This window comes from Pseudomonas sp. PB105 (genome assembly GCF_009764655.1).
GTDB lineage: Bacteria > Pseudomonadota > Gammaproteobacteria > Pseudomonadales > Pseudomonadaceae > Aquipseudomonas > Aquipseudomonas cyclaminis.
This window is the reverse complement of sequence record NZ_RWIO01000041.1, coordinates 36,635-53,870: the sequence shown is the minus strand read 5'-3', so window position 1 is coordinate 53,870 and position 17,236 is coordinate 36,635. Positions and strand designations below refer to the sequence as shown.

11 protein-coding genes are annotated in these 17,236 nt (G+C 60.7%); 10 read left to right on the top strand and 1 reads right to left on the bottom strand.

Annotated features, from left to right (window positions below; translation table 11 throughout):
• Window positions 1–674 precede the first annotated feature (674 nt).
• The 6 genes from EJD88_RS10605 to EJD88_RS10580 all read left to right on the top strand — a co-directional run bounded on the left by EJD88_RS10605 (window position 675) and on the right by EJD88_RS10580 (window position 5,949).
• A complete protein-coding gene (locus tag EJD88_RS10605; protein ID WP_122485095.1) occupies window positions 675–1,460 on the top strand; it encodes an ABC transporter substrate-binding protein in 786 nt (261 codons plus the stop codon).
• A gap of 91 nt (window positions 1,461–1,551) precedes the next feature.
• A complete protein-coding gene (locus tag EJD88_RS10600; protein ID WP_032886746.1) occupies window positions 1,552–2,241 on the top strand; it encodes an ABC transporter permease in 690 nt (229 codons plus the stop codon).
• Complete coding sequence (locus EJD88_RS10595) at window positions 2,238–2,936, top strand: ABC transporter permease (RefSeq protein WP_099587212.1); 699 nt, start codon at window positions 2,238–2,240, stop codon at window positions 2,934–2,936. The genes EJD88_RS10600 and EJD88_RS10595 overlap by 4 nt, the downstream gene beginning before the upstream one ends.
• A 1-nt stretch (window position 2,937) precedes the next feature.
• A complete protein-coding gene (locus EJD88_RS10590; protein WP_158877913.1) occupies window positions 2,938–4,050 on the top strand; it encodes a succinylglutamate desuccinylase/aspartoacylase family protein in 1,113 nt (370 codons plus the stop codon).
• 27 nt (window positions 4,051–4,077) lie between these two features.
• Window positions 4,078–4,842 (top strand): ABC transporter ATP-binding protein, encoded by a 765-nt coding sequence (locus tag EJD88_RS10585; RefSeq protein WP_158877912.1) that lies wholly within the window; start codon window positions 4,078–4,080, stop codon window positions 4,840–4,842.
• Between the two features lie 126 nt (window positions 4,843–4,968).
• A complete protein-coding gene (locus tag EJD88_RS10580; RefSeq protein WP_099587210.1) occupies window positions 4,969–5,949 on the top strand; it encodes a GlxA family transcriptional regulator in 981 nt (326 codons plus the stop codon).
• A 3-nt stretch (window positions 5,950–5,952) separates the two neighbouring features.
• On the opposite strand, the gene EJD88_RS10575 is transcribed toward EJD88_RS10580, so the two are convergent.
• Complete coding sequence (locus EJD88_RS10575) at window positions 5,953–11,880, bottom strand: dermonecrotic toxin domain-containing protein (protein ID WP_158877911.1); 5,928 nt, start codon at window positions 11,878–11,880, stop codon at window positions 5,953–5,955.
• A 312-nt stretch (window positions 11,881–12,192) separates the two neighbouring features.
• Here EJD88_RS10575 and EJD88_RS10570 point away from each other — a divergent pair, with 312 nt between their 5' ends.
• The 4 genes from EJD88_RS10570 to astD all read left to right on the top strand — a co-directional run bounded on the left by EJD88_RS10570 (window position 12,193) and on the right by astD (window position 17,165).
• Window positions 12,193–13,413, top strand: a complete 1,221-nt coding sequence (locus tag EJD88_RS10570) for an aspartate aminotransferase family protein (RefSeq protein WP_158877910.1) — start codon at window positions 12,193–12,195, stop codon at window positions 13,411–13,413.
• Window positions 13,414–13,602: 189 nt separating this feature from the next.
• Complete coding sequence (aruF, locus tag EJD88_RS10565) at window positions 13,603–14,622, top strand: arginine/ornithine succinyltransferase subunit alpha (RefSeq protein WP_032886753.1); 1,020 nt, start codon at window positions 13,603–13,605, stop codon at window positions 14,620–14,622.
• Window positions 14,623–14,673: 51 nt separating this feature from the next.
• Complete coding sequence (astA, locus tag EJD88_RS10560; protein WP_060757323.1) at window positions 14,674–15,699, top strand: arginine N-succinyltransferase; 1,026 nt, start codon at window positions 14,674–14,676, stop codon at window positions 15,697–15,699.
• Entirely contained in the window at window positions 15,699–17,165 is a 1,467-nt protein-coding gene (gene astD / locus EJD88_RS10555) for a succinylglutamate-semialdehyde dehydrogenase (RefSeq protein ID WP_158877909.1), read from the top strand. The genes astA and astD overlap by 1 nt, the downstream gene beginning before the upstream one ends.
• Window positions 17,166–17,236 lie beyond the last annotated feature (71 nt).

The window sequence follows — 17,236 nt, the reverse complement described above, 5'->3', positions numbered from 1 at the left end:
CCACCGCGTTTTTTCAGAAAAACCAAGTTGCCTGGTTTTGGGGCTGCTGCGCAGCCCAGCGCGGGACAAGCCCGCTCACCACAGAGTTATGTATAAGCCTTTGAGAGTTGTGTAGATAGCTATGCTCATCGGGGGCAAGCCCCCTCCCACATTTGATTGCATTTCAGGCCAGGCATCATGGGTGGTTTGCAGGCCCGCATCACCCTCAGCCCAATAAATATCGGTTTCTACAGTAGGACGTTTCCGAATGTTACCGAGCGGCGCAGATGTGTAACCCCATGCCCAAACATGAGGCAAAGCGCTACGCCCGTGCCCCGAAAAACCCCATTCCAGACACGCCAATAAATAAGATTAAACGCCAGACTTGCCGTGCCAGAAGGGTTTGCGAATAATAGGCCCGCAATTTGCAGCGTCTACAGGTTTAATGTCTTTTGTCTCTGCATAAAATTCAGAGGCTGTCAATGAGCTGGAACCGCTTTCTCGGTGCTTCTGTAAATTGTTGTCGCATTGAGGAAATATCGGCTTCCGGCCTGTCGTTAGAATGCCGATCACTCGCTCGTCGTCGCCGTTGTTGAATTGGTGTAGGACGCAGCACCGCAATTCGGTTTCACCTTCGCCGCATCGTGGGCCATGGCTCATACTGCTGTTTTGCCCTATACCGATGGAGTCCCAAGATGAAGAAACTCGTGCTGTTGGGCGCCCTGGCGCTGTCCGTGCTGTCCATGCAGGCTTTCGCTGAAGGCAAGCCTCTGAAAATTGGTATCGAAGCGGCCTACCCTCCGTTTGCCTCGAAGGCGCCGGATGGCAGCATCGTCGGTTTTGACTACGACATCGGCAACGCCTTGTGCGAAGAGATGCAGGTCAAGTGCACGTGGGTCGAGCAAGAGTTCGACGGTCTGATCCCTGCGCTCAAAGTGCGCAAGATCGACGCGATCCTGTCGTCCATGTCCATCACTGACGACCGCAAGAAGTCTGTGGACTTCACCAACCGCTACTACCTGAGCCCGGCGCAGCTGGTGATGAAGCAAGGCACCACCGTCAGCGATAGCCTGGACGAACTGAAAGGCAAGAAGATCGGCGTGCAGCGCGGTTCGATCCACGACCGTTTCGCCAAGGAAGTCCTGGCGCCTAAAGGTGCAACCGTTGTGCCTTACAGCTCGCAGAACGAAATCTACCTGGACGTGGAAGCCGGTCGCCTCGACGGCACCGTGGCGGACGCTACCCTGTTGCAGGAAGGTTTCCTCGACACCCCTGCGGGCAAAGGCTACGCATTCGTAGGCCCACAGTTCACCGACGTTAAATACTTCGGCGAAGGCATCGGCATCGCGGTACGCAAGGGCGATAAGGAAAACTTGGAGCGCATCAACGCAGCCATTGCCGCGATCCGCGCCAACGGCAAGTACAAGGCTATCCAGGACAAGTACTTCAACTTCGACATTTACGGCCCTGACGCCAAGTAAATCGTCTTAGCTGTCTGTCTGAAATGGCGCAAGCAACAGAATTCCTGCGGTTTGCGCCATTTTTTCATCCCCCTTTTCGAGGACCTGAATCATGTTGAAAGGCTACGGGGCCGTCATCCTCGATGGCGCATGGTTGACGCTTCAGCTCGCCTTGTCGTCCATGGCCTTGGCCATTGTTCTGGGTCTGATCGGGGTCGCGTTACGCCTGTCGCCGGTGCGCTGGTTGGCCTGGCTGGGTGACTTGTATTCCACGGTGATCCGCGGGATCCCCGACCTGGTGCTGATCCTGCTGATTTTCTACGGCGGCCAGGACTTGCTCAACCGCGTCGCGCCGATGCTCGGCTATGACGACTATATCGACTTGAACCCCTTGGCCGCCGGTATCGGCACCCTGGGTTTCATCTTTGGCGCCTACCTCTCGGAAACCTTCCGTGGCGCCTTCATGGCCATTCCCAAGGGCCAGGCCGAAGCCGGGCTTGCGTATGGCATGAGCAGTTTCCAGGTGTTTTTCCGGGTGATGGTGCCGCAGATGATCCGGCTGGCGATCCCTGGTTTCACCAACAACTGGCTGGTCCTCACCAAGGCCACTGCGCTGATTTCGGTGGTGGGCCTGCAAGACATGATGTTCAAGGCCAAGCAGGCGGCAGATGCCACCCGCGAGCCTTTTACCTTCTTCCTCGCAGTGGCGGCGATGTACCTGGTGATCACCAGCGTGTCGTTGCTGGCCCTGCGCTATCTTGAGAAGCGCTACTCGGTAGGCGTAAGGGCGGCTGATCTATGATCTTCGACTACAACGTCATCTGGGAGGCCATGCCGCTGTACCTTGGCGGCCTGCTGACCACCCTGAAACTGCTCGCCATCTCGCTGTTCTTCGGCCTGCTTGCCGCCTTGCCCCTGGGCTTGATGCGTGTGTCCAAGCAACCGGTCGTCAACGGCGCGGCCTGGCTCTATACCTATGTGATCCGCGGCACGCCGATGCTGGTGCAACTGTTCCTGATCTACTACGGCCTGGCGCAGTTCGAAGCGGTACGCGAGAGCTTTATGTGGCCGCTGCTGTCCAGCGCGACCTTCTGCGCGTGCCTGGCCTTTGCGATCAACACCAGTGCCTACACCGCCGAGATCATTGCCGGCAGCCTCAAGGCCACGCCCAACGGTGAGATCGAAGCGGCCAAGGCCATGGGCATGTCGCGCTACAAGCTGTACCGCCGCATCCTGCTGCCGTCGGCCCTGCGCCGCGCGCTGCCGCAGTACAGCAATGAGGTGATCATGATGCTGCAGACCACCAGTCTCGCGTCCATCGTTACCCTGATCGACATCACGGGTGCTGCGCGCACGGTGAACGCGCAGTTCTACCTGCCGTTCGAGGCCTACATCACCGCTGGCCTGTTCTACCTGTGCCTGACCTTCATCCTGGTGCGCCTGTTCAAGTTGGCCGAGCGCCGCTGGCTGAGCTACCTGGCTCCACGGAAGCACTGATATGGAACGTATCGACCACCTGTTGCCCTGGGGCCACCTGGGCTGCGAGCGCCAACTGAGCGTGTTCCGTTTCGGCAGCGGCGAGCGCAAGGCCTATATCCAGGCCAGCCTGCACGCCGATGAATTGCCCGGCATGCGCGCTGCGTGGGAGCTGAAAAAACGCCTCACCGAGCTCGAACAGCAAGGCGCCCTCAATGGGGTGATCGAACTCGTGCCGGTGGCCAACCCGATGGGCCTTGGCCAGCTGTTGCAAGGCAGCCATCAGGGGCGTTTCGAGATCGGCAGCGGCAAGAATTTCAACCGCGATTTCGTCGAGTTGAGTGAGCCGGTCGCCGCGTTGCTGCAAGGCAAGCTGGGGGATGATCCTCACGCCAACGTGCGCATGATCCGTCAGGCCATGAGCGACGCACTCAACGCCTTGCCCGCGCCGAGCAGTCAACTGCAAGGCATGCAACGCGTCCTGCTGAGCCACGCCTGCACCGCTGATATCGTTCTCGATCTGCATTGCGACGCCGAAGCCGCGCTGCACATGTACGCGCTGCCCCAGCACTGGCCGCAGTGGCGTTCGTTGTCGGCGCACTTGAATGTGAAAGTCGGTTTGCTTGCGGAAGACTCCGGCGGCAGCTCGTTTGATGAGGCTTGCTCGTTGCCGTGGCTGCGTCTGTCCCGCGCCTTCCCCGACGCGCAGATCCCACTGGCCTGCCTGGCGACGACGCTGGAGTTGGGCGGTCAAGCGGACACTGGCCGTGACGAAGCGATCTTCCACGCCGAAGGCATCCTCGCGTTCCTCGCCGAGCAAGGTCTGATCAAAGGCGAATGGCCGGCGCCGCAGCACGAACCGTGCGAAGGCGTGCCCTTCGAAGGCACCGAATTGCTGTTTGCACCCCACGCCGGGGTGATCAGTTACCTGCGTAAAGCCGGGGACTGGATCGAGAAGGGCGAGCCGATTTTTGAAGTGATTGATCCCCTGGAAGACCGCGTCAGCGTGATCTGCGCGGGCACGTCCGGGGTGTTGTTTGCCGTTGAACGGCTACGTTATGCCCAAGCGGGTTTCTGGCTGGCCAAGGTGGCGGGGCGCGAAGCGCTGCGGCACGGGCGCTTGCTCAACGACTGACCACCTGTTTTTGTGAGAACCGACAGCATGTACAAACTTGAAGTCCAAGACCTGCATAAACGCTATGGCAGTCATGAAGTGCTCAAAGGCGTGTCCCTGGCCGCCGCGGCGGGTGATGTGATCAGCATCATCGGTTCCAGTGGTTCGGGCAAAAGTACCTTTTTGCGCTGCATCAACCTGCTGGAGCAGCCGCATGCCGGCAAGATCCTGCTCAATAACGAAGAGCTGAAACTGGTGGCCAACAAGGACGGCGCCCTGAAGGCTGCCGACCCGAAACAGTTGCAGCGCATGCGTTCGCGCCTGTCGATGGTGTTCCAGCATTTCAACCTGTGGTCGCACATGACCGCGCTGGAAAACGTCATGGAAGCGCCGGTGCACGTGCTGGGCATGTCGAAGAAAGACGCCCGCGAAAAGGCCGAGTACTACCTGGCCAAGGTCGGCGTGGGCCATCGCAAGGATGCGTTCCCCGGCCATATGTCCGGTGGCGAGCAGCAGCGTGTGGCGATTGCCCGCGCCTTGGCGATGGAGCCGGAGGTGATGCTGTTCGACGAACCCACCTCGGCCCTCGACCCCGAGCTGGTGGGCGAAGTGCTCAAGGTGATGCAGGACCTGGCCCAGGAAGGCCGCACCATGGTGGTGGTGACCCACGAAATGGGCTTTGCCCGTGAAGTGTCCAATCAGTTGGTGTTCCTGCACAAAGGTATTGTCGAAGAGCGTGGCAACCCGCGCGAAGTGCTGGTCAACCCGCAGTCCGAGCGGTTGCAGCAGTTCCTGTCCGGTAGTTTGAAATAGTTTCCCTGTGGGAGGAGGCAAGCCCCCTCCCACATTGATCTTCATCAGTTTTTGAGCTTTGTGTTGGTTTACGGGCTAGCATTGGCCTTTGTCTTCATTACTGTTACTCGCTTCGGATAGCACTCCATGACCGCCCACAAAATTGGTTTCCTGATTTGGCCCAGCACAAAAGCACTCACGCTTGCGCTGGCTGAGGAGGCCTTGCGCGTTGCCCAGCGGGTGCATCCGGATGTGGTCTACGAACTGTCGTTTTTGCTCGCCGAGCCGGCTACCGACGGCGCCTGGCAATTGCCCGGCGAACCTTGGGCCGGCAAGTTGGAAGGTTTCCAGAAACTGTTCCTGCTGGCCGATGAGCCGCCTACCGTGATCGCCTCGCAACTCGGCTCCGCCCTCAAGCAACTGGTGCGTGCCGGGTGTGTAATTGGCGGATTGTCGGCTGGGGTCTACCCGTTGGCGCAACTGGGTCTGCTCGATGGTTATCGCGCCGCCGTGCACTGGCGCTGGCAGGACGACTTTGCCGAGCGCTTCCCCAAGGTTATCGCCACCAGTCATCTGTTCGATTGGGACCGTGATCGCCTGAGCGCCTGTGGCGGCATGTCGGTGCTCGACCTGTTGCTGGCGGTCCTGGCCCGTGACCACGGCGCCGAACTGGCCGGCGCGGTCTCCGAAGAGTTGGTGGTGGAGCGCATCCGCGAAGGCGGCGAGCGCCAACGCATTCCACTGCAAAACCGCCTGGGTTCCAGCCATCCAAAGCTGACCCAGGCGGTGCTGCTGATGGAAGCCAATATCGAAGAGCCGCTGACCACCGACGAAATTGCCCAGCATGTGTGCGTATCCCGACGACAACTGGAGCGAATCTTCAAGCAATACCTCAATCGCGTCCCCAGCCAGTACTACCTGGAGTTGCGCCTGAACAAGGCCCGCCAGATGCTCATGCAGACCAGCAAGTCGATCATCCAGATTGGCCTGTCGTGCGGTTTCTCGTCGGGGCCGCATTTCTCCAGCGCCTACCGTAACTTCTTCGGTGCCACGCCCCGTGAAGACCGCAACCAGCGGCGCAGCAGCAGCCCGTTCGAGTTGTCGTCGGCGCCTTCCGAGCGCGGTTGAAGCCTACTCTTCCATGGGGTCCGGTGTGCCGGGCGGCGTCAACGCCACGCCGTGCTCATCATACATAGCCTCTTCCACCCCCAGCTCATAGCCCGTTTGACGGTAATAGGTGCGCAATATCGTCAGGCTCTCGGCGGACAGGGGGTTGCCGCTCAGATCGGTGTCATCGTTGAGCGGCAGGGGCATATCCAGCAGGTCTGTGGGCAAGTGCTCGATCAGGTTGTCGCTCAGGTCAAGGGTGCGCAGTCGCGGCAGGTTGAAGGTGCCCAGCGGAACCTCGGTCAACCCGCAGTTGTGCAGGTATAACGTGGTCAGGTGTGACAGGTTGCGCACATCGAGTCGGTTGTTGAGCGGGTTGTCGCTCAAGTCCAGATGAATCAGATCGCCCAGGCGCGACAATTGATCGGTGCTGTCGGGCGTCAAGCGGATCAGGTTTTCGCTGAGGTTGAGAAGGTGCAGTTGATTGAGACTGAACACGCTGTCGGGAATCGCAGTGAGGGCATGTCGCTCCACGGACAGGCTCTTGAGGTTTGGAAAGCCGCGCAACAACCCGTCGATTTGCTGGTTGGTGCCTTCGCCCAGCAATTCCAGGAGCGTCACATGTTCGAAACGCGCGCTCAAGACGGGCAAATCCCCCAGTAGTTGGCCGTGAAAGACCAACTTGTAGGTGTGCCGTTGCAGCGTTTCGCTGTCGTCCAGCTCCACCTCTCGCCGCCAGCAACGCAGTAGTAAATCCTTGAAATGCAGGCGTCGGATCTGTTCCTCCGCGCGGCTGTTTTCATCCAGCACGGTATCGAGCAGCGGGTCTCTGAGCGGCACATCCAAGACCCAGGCATGCAGGTCGGTTTCCAGCTGTGCGTATTCAAGGCCCAGTCGGGTGATGTGCTCACTGGCATCCTGTAGCTCGCCGGGCAATAGAAACAGCTCCCGTTTGGCGTCTTGCTCCGACAGCATCGGGAACAGTGCCTTGATACGTTGCAAATTACCGTCCGCGAGGCTGACGTTCCAGTGCTCCCGGGTGGCTTGGCAGTAGTGTTTCACACGGTTCAAGGTGGCGAGCGACAGCGGGTTGTCGGCCAGGTCGAATGAGGCGCTGATGCTGGCCGGCAACATGAACGCTTCGTCCGGCAGTTCGCTGATGCTGTTGTGGCTCAAATCTACCCGTGCCCTTACGGTTGGCGGGGCGATTAGTGACGCTGGAAACGCTGTCAGCCCGGTGTTGTGCAATGACAGGTTGGTGAGTTGGGGCATTTGGCCAAAGTCTGGCACCCACCCCAGTGGGTTGTTGCTCAGGTCCAGCAGTTTCAGGTCGCGCATGCTTTGCAGCGTAGTGGCCGAAGAGGGGGATAAGTGAATATCGCATTGGTTCAGGGTTAGCTCGGCAAGCTGGTGCAGAGGGCTGAGATCGGGGAGTTCGCCCAAACTATAGTGCTCAAGGGTGAGGGTGTTGATATTCGGGAAACTTTGCAGGAACTCCCCCAGGCGCAACGTTTCGCCCGTGCCCTTGAGGGTCAGGGCAGCGATATGGTTGAACCGTGTGCGCAGGCGGGGCAATTCGCCGCTTATCGGTCTATGCAGGATGAAGGCGTAGCTTGCAGCCCCGTCCTCAAAGTGCTCTCCAGAGGTGATTTCACGGCGCCAGCCGGCTTCAAGGGCAGTGATGAAATAATGACGACGCTCTCGCTCCTGGGTGTCGATTTCGCTGTGTTCAGCCCAGGGTGTCAGGTCTTCGCGGATCTTCAGCAGATCCGCTTCCATTTGCGTCATCTCTGCTCGTCCTGCCGCCAGATCTCCAGGCAGGCCGAAGATAAAACGGTTGATTGCATCGTTGTCCGAGCGGGGAAACAGACGTTTGGCCTGGGCGACATCGGCGCTATCAGGGGTTGCCTCCAAGTACTTGCCGGTGCGTCGGAAGTAAGCCTTGACGTGCTCCAGGGTCTGGTATGAAAACGGGTTGCCAGACAGGACGTAGTGATCGGTGGTAGCGGTGGGCAAGTCGAAAAGCGGTAGTGGCAGTTCGCTGATGTGGTTGTTGGAAAGTATTACCAGGGAGGGTTGGTTGAGGTTTAGCAGGCCCGGCGGCAGTTGGCTGATACCGGTATTACCCAGGTCCAGGTAGTTCAGGTTCGGCATTTGCTCCACGCTGGGCAGCAGCGTCAGCGGGTTGTTGTACAGGTCCAGCGTGAGCAGGCGGTTCATGCCATTGAGGGTCGCCTGGCTGCTGGGTGTGAGGGTGATGTTGCAATTGTTCAGTATCAGTTCATTGAGGTGGCTCTGTGATGAAATCGAGGCTGGTAATTCGCCCAGGCGCAGGTCGCGAATGCTCAAGTTGCGCAGTCTCGGGAAGTGCGACAGGAACGGGTTGACCTCCACTGTCTGGTTCACGCCTTGCAGCTCCAGGTAGGCGATATGATCGAAGCGGGCGTTCAAATGGGGTAACTCGCCAATCCGTGGCACGGTCAGTCGCAGAACGTGACCGTTGAGGGTTGGCGTTTCGTAGAAAGCGTCGATGGGTGTTTCCTGGCGCCAGGCACGTCGCAGTTGATGGCTGAATAACTGGCGATCGCGGCGCAGGTACTCGCGGTCTGTATCGCTCAGCGGTACGCCGGACTCCGGATGTTCGCTGGGCGTGCTCGACTCCCAGGCCAGCAGGTCGATGTCCAGGCGCATGTACTCGTTTCTCAACCTGTCCAGCCCCAATTGCGCGCCTTCGGGGTCGCGTCCCAGTGTGGTGAGCAACTCCCGGATCGGTTCTTGGGTGAGAGCGGGCCGCAAGGTCTGAATCTGCTGTTCAAGTGAGGGCAGTTGACTGGGGCCCGGTTGTTCGGGAGGGCCAGGGCGATAGCCTTCCATGCCGCCCCGCAGACGCATGACGCTCGAGTTGTAGGTGGGTTTGAGCAGCGGGTCGCTGCCCAGCAACTGGCGCAGGATGTTGCGGTCCAGTGGGTGTTCGCCAATCGCCTGCTTGAGGCGTGGGCCCTGGCCGATATGAATGCCCAGTGCATCCCTTGCGGTATCGGGAAGCGCTTGGAGAATGGCGGTGTACAGGTCGGTGGTGCCAAACAATGGGCCTTGATCGTCCTGTGGTATGTACTGGCCGTCGGGAATTTCCACCAAGGTTCGCTGGGTCAGCGCATAACGTGGGCCAATAGCGTCCAGCAGTTTGCCTGCGGCGTGGTATTGCCGCATTTCAAGGCGTATCCAGGTCGGCCAGCCTGGCAGGTTTTCCAGGGAATGCAGAGCCAGGCGAGCAGTGTCAGGGGGCTCCATGGTTTCCATGTACAGCCCCTCGTAGGCACGGGTAGTGCGGACTTCATGCAGCGACCATTCGGCCAGTTCCACCAGGCGCAGCGGAACCTTGCCGGCATCTATCGCTTTGAGTTCATCGCCGGTGGCATTGGCCAGCAGTTCTTCGGCGATGCAGGTGGGGAGGCCGGGGCGTGATGTACTGTCGATGATCTTTTGCAGGCGGGCGTTGCCGGCACGATTCTGGCCTCGGTAGTGTGAGTCGAACAGGCTGTAGCGCTTGTCTTGGGCGAGCCTGGCCAGTTTCTTGCGCAGGGTGGCGGCACGGGTGCGGGGCGAAGAGGGCGGCACGCCAAATTCCTCTTCCAGAAGTTGCTTGCGTTCTGTTTCGTTGAGGCCCTCGATTAGGGTGGGTAACAAATCGCCGTTGCGCAGTTGGGCATCGAGCACCTGCACCACGCTGGCGCCTTCCTTGCCTTTGTACTGCCAGAGGGTTTCGCCCCTGGTGTCGACGACGCGCAGGGTTTTGCTGGTGGGCCACCAGTCATAGCTGGTCAGCAGTTGCAGCTGGGTTTGTGCATCGGCTTTGGTGTAAATCGCCGGATCATCGCTGTTCATCTGGGTAATGAAGTCTTGCAACTGCTGGTCGATCTTGAAGCGCTTGAGGGTGTCGGCCAACAAGGGTGGCGGCGTTTGCTGGGTGGCGTGCATGTGTCGCAGGGTGTTGTCGTGGGTGGCGCTGGCGTCACGGGCTCGCGCCAGTTGTGTGTCGCTGAGTGTTTCGGTCTGGTCGCCAAGTCGGCGCAGCAGGGTGCTGCGGTCCCAACCCAGAGGATTCTCTAGCTCGGTGAGCCAGGCGCCCTGGCCGTTAGTCATCACTGGCGGTTGGTAGGCGCCGGGGCGTGTGGGGTGCTGCAGGTAATAGCGACCACTGCGCGCATCTTGCTGCACTTGATAATGCTCGCCGTCGAGACGCAGCAGGGTTTTACCGGCGTGCTGGTGCAGGCCCTTCGCATCGGCGCGGGCGTCGGCCGGCAGCCTCAGTGCCTGACGGTAGGGTGTCAGGTCGGGGCGCCACAGGCGGCGGCTGCCATTGGGCAGCGTGACTGGCTTGAAGCGATCGATAAACTGCAACAGCTCCTTGGGCAGTTTTTGGCGTAACAGGGCTTCGGCAATGGGCAGGCCGGTGGCAAACAGGCCCAGTTGTACAAGCTGTTCCATTAGCCCGAGGGCATGTCCCAGCGCCTCATGTTGCAGGCCCTCGGCCCACTCGATAACACCTTCGAAGGCCTCGTCGAGCACTTGGTAGGCGGTGTACGCCAGCATCAGCGCGCCCAGGGGCGGTATGAAGGGCATGGCCACAAAGGCGATAGCTTGCAGCAGCGCTTCGCCGATTGTCTGGAGCAAGGCCCAGCGCGCCCAACGGGCCTTCTGGTTGGCGGTGGCGGTGGATACGGCGCGGCTACGGGCGTCGTCCAGCAGCTTGCTCAGTTTCATCTCGAACAGGTGTTCGAACAGGCCGCTGTCGATTTTCTCGCTGCTGAGTTGCAGCTTGGGGCGCGACACTGGCGTATCACGCCAACTGGGGCGCGGATCGCCCACGGTGTGCGGGTGCCACTCTACCTGGCTGAGACGCTGATTGAGGTTGGCAAAGAACACCCCGGCATCTGCGTGGCGTACAAAGCGACTGAAGAAGCGTTGATAGTCCGTCGAGCGCAGTTTTGTCGCCAGCGCCTGGCTGAACTGTGCACTGCTGGCGTAGTACTTGATGGGGTGTTCCGGGTCGTCGGGAATGTAGGCGACCACCGGCTCCACGCCGCGACTGGCTTGCAGGTCCTGGGCAAACAGCACAATGCCAGGGAGTCGGCAGCCCATGATAAACAGGTCATGCCCCAGCACATGGGGGCAATCGCTGTGCCCTGGGTGATCCTGATTGATCAGGTTGAGTAGCCTCAGGTAGTGGTCCGTGGGCAGGTCCTTGTTCAGCACGGCCATGAACAAAGCCAGCTTCAGCGCAGCGAGGTGGCTTTGTTTGAGCCAGTACTGCAGGGCGGTGCGGGCCACCGGGTTGTCCAGATCCAGGGCCTGGTCCAGGTAGCGTCGGTACTGGCCGCCGATGTCCAGGCGCCGGCACAGGGTGGTGAATTGCACCACGCTGATCTTCTCGTCGAAGCCGGGCAGGCTGACGAACTGGCCGGTGGCGCTGGGCGCGGTAGTGAAGCCGGAGTTGCGCTCATAGGCGCCATCGGTGGCTTCAGCGGCTTCGAAGTTATGCAGGGCGGCGTCGAGCAGGGAGACCGACCAGGTCCTGGCGGCGCCTGGTTTAACAGTGATGCCTGCCAGAGTCAGCGGGATATAGAGTTGCAGGTAAGTGGTGCGTACGTTGGCGTCGAGGTCGAACTCATCCTTGAGCGCCTTTTGCAGTAACTCGGCGCCGAAGTCTTCGGGGCTCTTGATGACGGAAAATGCCTGGTCCACACGGTTTTGTGTGGTCCAGGCTTCGCCGTTGAGGCGTTTGAGCTTTTCATGTTGCAGGTCGGTGATCGTGCTGTACCAATCGGCAATGGCCGGCGGGTTGGCTGCCAGCGCCCCGCGCTTGGCGGCAGAGGCGCCGCCCAGCCAAGGGGCGATGGCATTGCTGAGGATTGTCAGGTGAAGGGCGTCGGGAGGAGCTTGCAAAGGCATGGTGCCTGTCCTTGATAGCTTTAGAAGTGAGCCCAGCAGATCAGATCAGGTAGCAGCGCCGGCGGTAGACAATTAGCGCGGCCAGTCTTGGCGTATTTGCGAAGATCCCGTCATCCCCTGCCCACGAAGCCCTTGCACGGTTTAAACTGCGCCTTTGCGACGCTATTTGTCGCATTGGCGTAAACCCGCCAAAAACGGGGGTTTGCGCTATAAGAAGTTGTCGCTTGGCGGCAAGGCCGCGCTGAAAACTGTCCTTACAATCCCTGCATCGCCCGCCAGTTCCAGGCAGGCGTTCCTCTTCAGGAGACTCCGATGTCCGTTGAGCAAGCCCCGGTGCAACGTGCCGATTTCGATCAGGTCATGGTGCCTAACTATGCACCTGCCGCATTCATCCCTGTGCGTGGCGAAGGTTCGCGCGTGTGGGACCAGGCGGGTCGCGAGCTGATCGACTTTGCCGGCGGCATCGCAGTCAACGTGCTGGGCCATGCCCACCCGGCGTTGGTCGGTGCGCTGACCGCACAGGCCAACAAGCTGTGGCACGTCTCCAACGTCTTCACCAACGAGCCGGCCCTGCGCCTGGCCCATAAGTTGATCGACGCCACGTTTGCCGAGCGTGTCTTCTTCTGCAACTCCGGCGCCGAAGCCAACGAGGCCGCCTTCAAGCTGGCCCGTCGTGTGGCGTTCGACCGTTTCGGCAGTGAGAAGTACGAAATCATCGCCGCGCTCAACAGCTTCCACGGCCGTACCCTGTTCACCGTCAACGTGGGTGGCCAGTCCAAGTATTCTGATGGCTTCGGCCCTAAAATCACCGGCATCACCCACGTTCCTTACAACGACCTGGCCGCGCTGAAAGCCGCTGTGTCGGACAAGACCTGCGCTGTGGTGCTGGAGCCGATCCAGGGCGAGGGCGGCGTACTGCCAGCTGAGCTGGCTTACCTGCAAGGCGCCCGCGAACTGTGCGACGCCCATGACGCGCTGCTGGTGTTCGACGAAGTGCAAACCGGCATGGGCCGCAGCGGCCATCTGTTCGCCTACCAGCATTACGGCGTAGTGCCAGACATCCTCACCAGCGCCAAGAGCCTGGGCGGTGGTTTCCCCATCGCGGCGATGCTCACCACTGAAGCGCTGGCCAAGCACTTGGTAGTCGGCACCCACGGCACCACCTACGGCGGCAACCCGCTGGCGTGCGCGGTGGCCGAAGCAGTGATCGACGTGATCAACACCCCTGAAGTGCTGGCTGGCGTGAACGCCAAGCACGATCAGTTCAAGGCGCGCCTGGAACAGATCGGCAAGCAGTACGGCATCTTCACCGAAGTACGTGGCATGGGCCTGTTGATCGGTTGCGTGCTCAGCGATGCCTTCAAAGGCAAAGCCAAGGACGTGTTCAACGCGGCCGAGAAAGAAAACCTGATGATCCTGCAAGCCGGCCCGGACGTGGTGCGTTTTGCGCCGAGTCTGGTGGTGGAAGAGGCGGATATCACTGAAGGTCTGGATCGTTTTGAGCGGGCTGTAAAAACGCTGACGCAAGCCTGATACACATTTATTGCCGGACTGTGTCATGTGGGAGGGGGCTTGCCCCCGATGCGGTGGATCAGTCACCAGATTTATCAAGTGACAGACTGCTATCGGGGGCAAGCCCCCTCCCACATTTTGGCCCTGTGTTGAATCAGGAGCTGTCCGGTATTTTTTCCTATGAGTTTTTCGAGTTAAAGGAGTGACACCATGCTGGTGATGCGCCCCGCGCAAATGGCTGATCTGGGCGAGGTACAGCGTCTGGCCGCAGACAGCCCGATTGGTGTTACCTCCTTGCCGGATGATGTCGAACGCCTCAGCGACAAGATCGCCGCCAGCGAAGCGTCCTTCGCGGCCGAGGTCAGTTTCAACGGTGAAGAAAGCTATTTCTTCGTGCTTGAAGACACCGAGACCGGCAAGCTCGCCGGTTGCTCGGCCATCGTCGCCTCGGCCGGTTACTCGGAGCCTTTCTACAGTTTTCGTAACGAGACCTTCGTGCACGCTTCCCGCGAGCTGAAGATCCACAACAAGATCCACGTGCTTTCCCAGTGCCACGACCTCACCGGCAACAGCCTGCTCACCAGTTTCTACGTGGTGCCCGAGCTGGTCGGTTCGCCGTGGTCGGAACTCAATTCCCGTGGCCGCCTGCTGTTCGTCGCCAGCCATCCCGAGCGCTTTGCCGACTCGGTGGTGACCGAGATTGTCGGCTACAGCGACGAGAACGGTGATTCGCCGTTCTGGGACGCTATCGGTCGCAACTTCTTCGACCTCAACTACGCCGCCGCCGAGCGCCTGTGCGGGCTCAAAAGCCGCACCTTCCTCGCCGAGCTGATGCCCCATTACCCGATCTACGTGCCGCTGTTGCCGGACGAAGCGCAGGAGGCGATGGGCCAGGTACACCCGCGTGCGCAGATCACCTTCGACATCCTGATGCGCGAAGGCTTCGAGACCGACCATTACATCGACATCTTCGACGGTGGCCCGACGCTGCACGCACGGGTTTCAGGCATTCGCTCGATTGCCCAGAGCCGCGTGGTGCCGGTGAAGATCGGTGAGATGGTCAAGGGTGTCGGCCGCCAGTACCTAGTGAGCAACGCGCAGTTGCAGGATTACCGCGCGGTCATGCTGGAACTGGACTACGCGCCCGGCAAACCGGTGACCCTGGACCTGGCAACCGCCGAAGCCCTGGGCGTTGGCGAAGGCGCGAGTGTGCGCCTGGTAGCGGTTTAAAAAGAGAGTTTCGCGGGTGGCTGACAACAGCGGCCCGTTCGAGGAGATAGCATGATCGTTCGTCCCGTACGCAGCAGCGATTTACCGGCCCTGATTGATCTGGCGCGCAGCACTGGCACCGGCCTCACCACCTTGCCGGCCAACGAAGAGCGCCTGACCCATCGCGTGGGCTGGGCGGAAAAAACCTTTCGCGGCGACGCCGGGCGTGGCGATGCCGACTACCTGTTCGTGCTGGAAAACGACGAAGGCCGCGTGGTGGGGATTTCTGCCATTGCTGGCGCCGTTGGCCTGCGTGAGCCCTGGTACAACTTCCGGGTCGGCCTGACCGTCAGCGCCTCCCAGGAGCTGAACATCTATCGCGAGATTCCGACGCTGTTCCTGGCCAACGACCTCACCGGTAACTCCGAGCTGTGCTCGTTGTTTTTGCACGCCGATTACCGCACCGGCCTCAACGGCCGCATGCTGGCCAAGGCGCGCCTGCTGTTTATCGCGGAATTCCCGCAACTGTTCGGCAACAAGATCATCGCCGAGATGCGTGGCGTATCCAACGATGCCGGGCGTTCGCCGTTCTGGGAAAGCCTGGGCCGGCACTTCTTCAAGATGGAATTCAGCCAGGCCGACTACCTCACCGGCGTGGGCAACAAGGCATTTATCGCTGAGCTGATGCCCAAGTTTCCGTTGTACAGCTGCTTCCTGTCTGAAGACGCGCGCAACGTGATCGGCAAGGTCCACCCGGACACCGAGCCGGCGCTGAGCATGCTCAAGAGCGAAGGCTTCAGCTACCAGGGCTATGTGGATATTTTCGACGCCGGCCCGGCGGTGGAATGTGAAACCAGCAAGATCCGTGCGGTGCGCGACAGCCAGTCACTGGTGTTGGCCATCGGCACGCCGGGGGACGACGCTACGCCGTTCCTGATCCATAACCGCAAGCGCGAGGACTGCCGCATCACCGCCGCACCGGCACGCCTGGCGGCAGGCACCCTGGTGGTCGATCCACAGACCGCCAAACGCCTGCAACTGGTGGTGGGTGATCAAGTGCGCGCTGTTCCGTTGTCTGCTGCTCGGGAGTCGAAGTAATGAATTCGCTGTATATCGCAGGTAGCTGGCTGGCTGGCCAGGGTGAGCTGTTTGAATCGCGCAACCCGGTGACTCAAGGCGTGTTGTGGGCCGGTAATGGCGCCACCGCCGAGCAGGTCGAGTCCGCGGTGCAGGCTGCGCGCCAGGCGTTCCCGGATTGGGCCAAACGTTCGCTGGAAGAGCGCATCAGCGTGTTGGAAGCCTTCGCCAATACACTGAAGAGCCGCGCCGATGAAATTGCCCGCTGCATCGGTGAGGAAACCGGCAAGCCGCTGTGGGAATCGGCCACTGAAGTCACCAGCATGGCCAACAAGATCGCAATCTCGGTGCAAAGCTACCGCGAACGTACCGGCGAAAAGAGTGGCCCCCTGGGCGATGCCACTGCCGTATTGCGCCACAAACCCCACGGCGTGGTGGCGGTGTTTGGCCCTTACAACTTCCCTGGCCACCTGCCCAACGGGCATATCGTCCCGGCATTGCTGGCGGGCAACACCGTGTTGTTCAAGCCGAGCGAGCTGACGCCCAAAGTTGCCGAGCTGACCGTGCAGTGCTGGATCGACGCCGGCCTGCCGGCGGGTGTGTTGAACCTGCTGCAAGGCGCACGGGAAACCGGCATCGCGTTGGCGGCCAACCCAGGCATCGACGGTTTGTTCTTTACCGGTTCGAGCCGTACCGGCAATCACCTGCACCAGCAGTTCTCCGGGCGCCCGGACAAGATCCTGGCCCTGGAAATGGGCGGCAACAACCCGCTGGTGGTGGACGAAGTGGCTGATGTGGATGCGGCGGTCTACACCATTATCCAGTCGGCGTTTATCTCTGCCGGCCAACGTTGCACCTGTGCCCGGCGCCTGCTGGTGCCGGAAGGCGCCTGGGGCGATGCGCTGCTGGCGCGCCTGGTGGCGGTGAGCGCGACGATCGAAGTGGGTGCGTTCGACCAGCAACCGCCGCCGTTCATGGGCTCGGTGATTTCCCTCGGTGCGGCGAAAGCCCTGATGGAGGCCCAGGAACTGATGCTGGCGAATGGCGCTGTCGCACTGCTGGAAATGACCCAGCCACAGGATCAGGCCGCCTTGCTGACGCCAGGCATCATCGACGTGACCGGCGTGACCGAGCGCGAAGACGAGGAACTGTTCGGCCCGCTGTTGCAGGTGATCCGCTACGCAGATTTTGCTGCGGCGATTGCCGAAGCCAACAACACCCAGTACGGCCTGGCCGCGGGTTTGCTGTCGGACTCCGAAGCGCGTTACCAGCAGTTCTGGCTGGAAAGCCGCGCCGGGATCGTCAACTGGAACAAACAACTGACCGGCGCCGCCAGCACCGCGCCGTTTGGTGGGGTAGGGGCCTCGGGCAACCATCGCGCCAGTGCGTATTACGCGGCAGATTATTGCGCGTACCCGGTGGCGTCGCTGGAGACCCCAAGCTTGGTAGTCCCCGCCACGCTAACCCCCGGCATTACACTGATCTAAATGTGGGATGGGCTTGCCCCCGATAGCGGTGAATCAGTCACCTGATTTATCAACTGACAGTCAGCTATCGG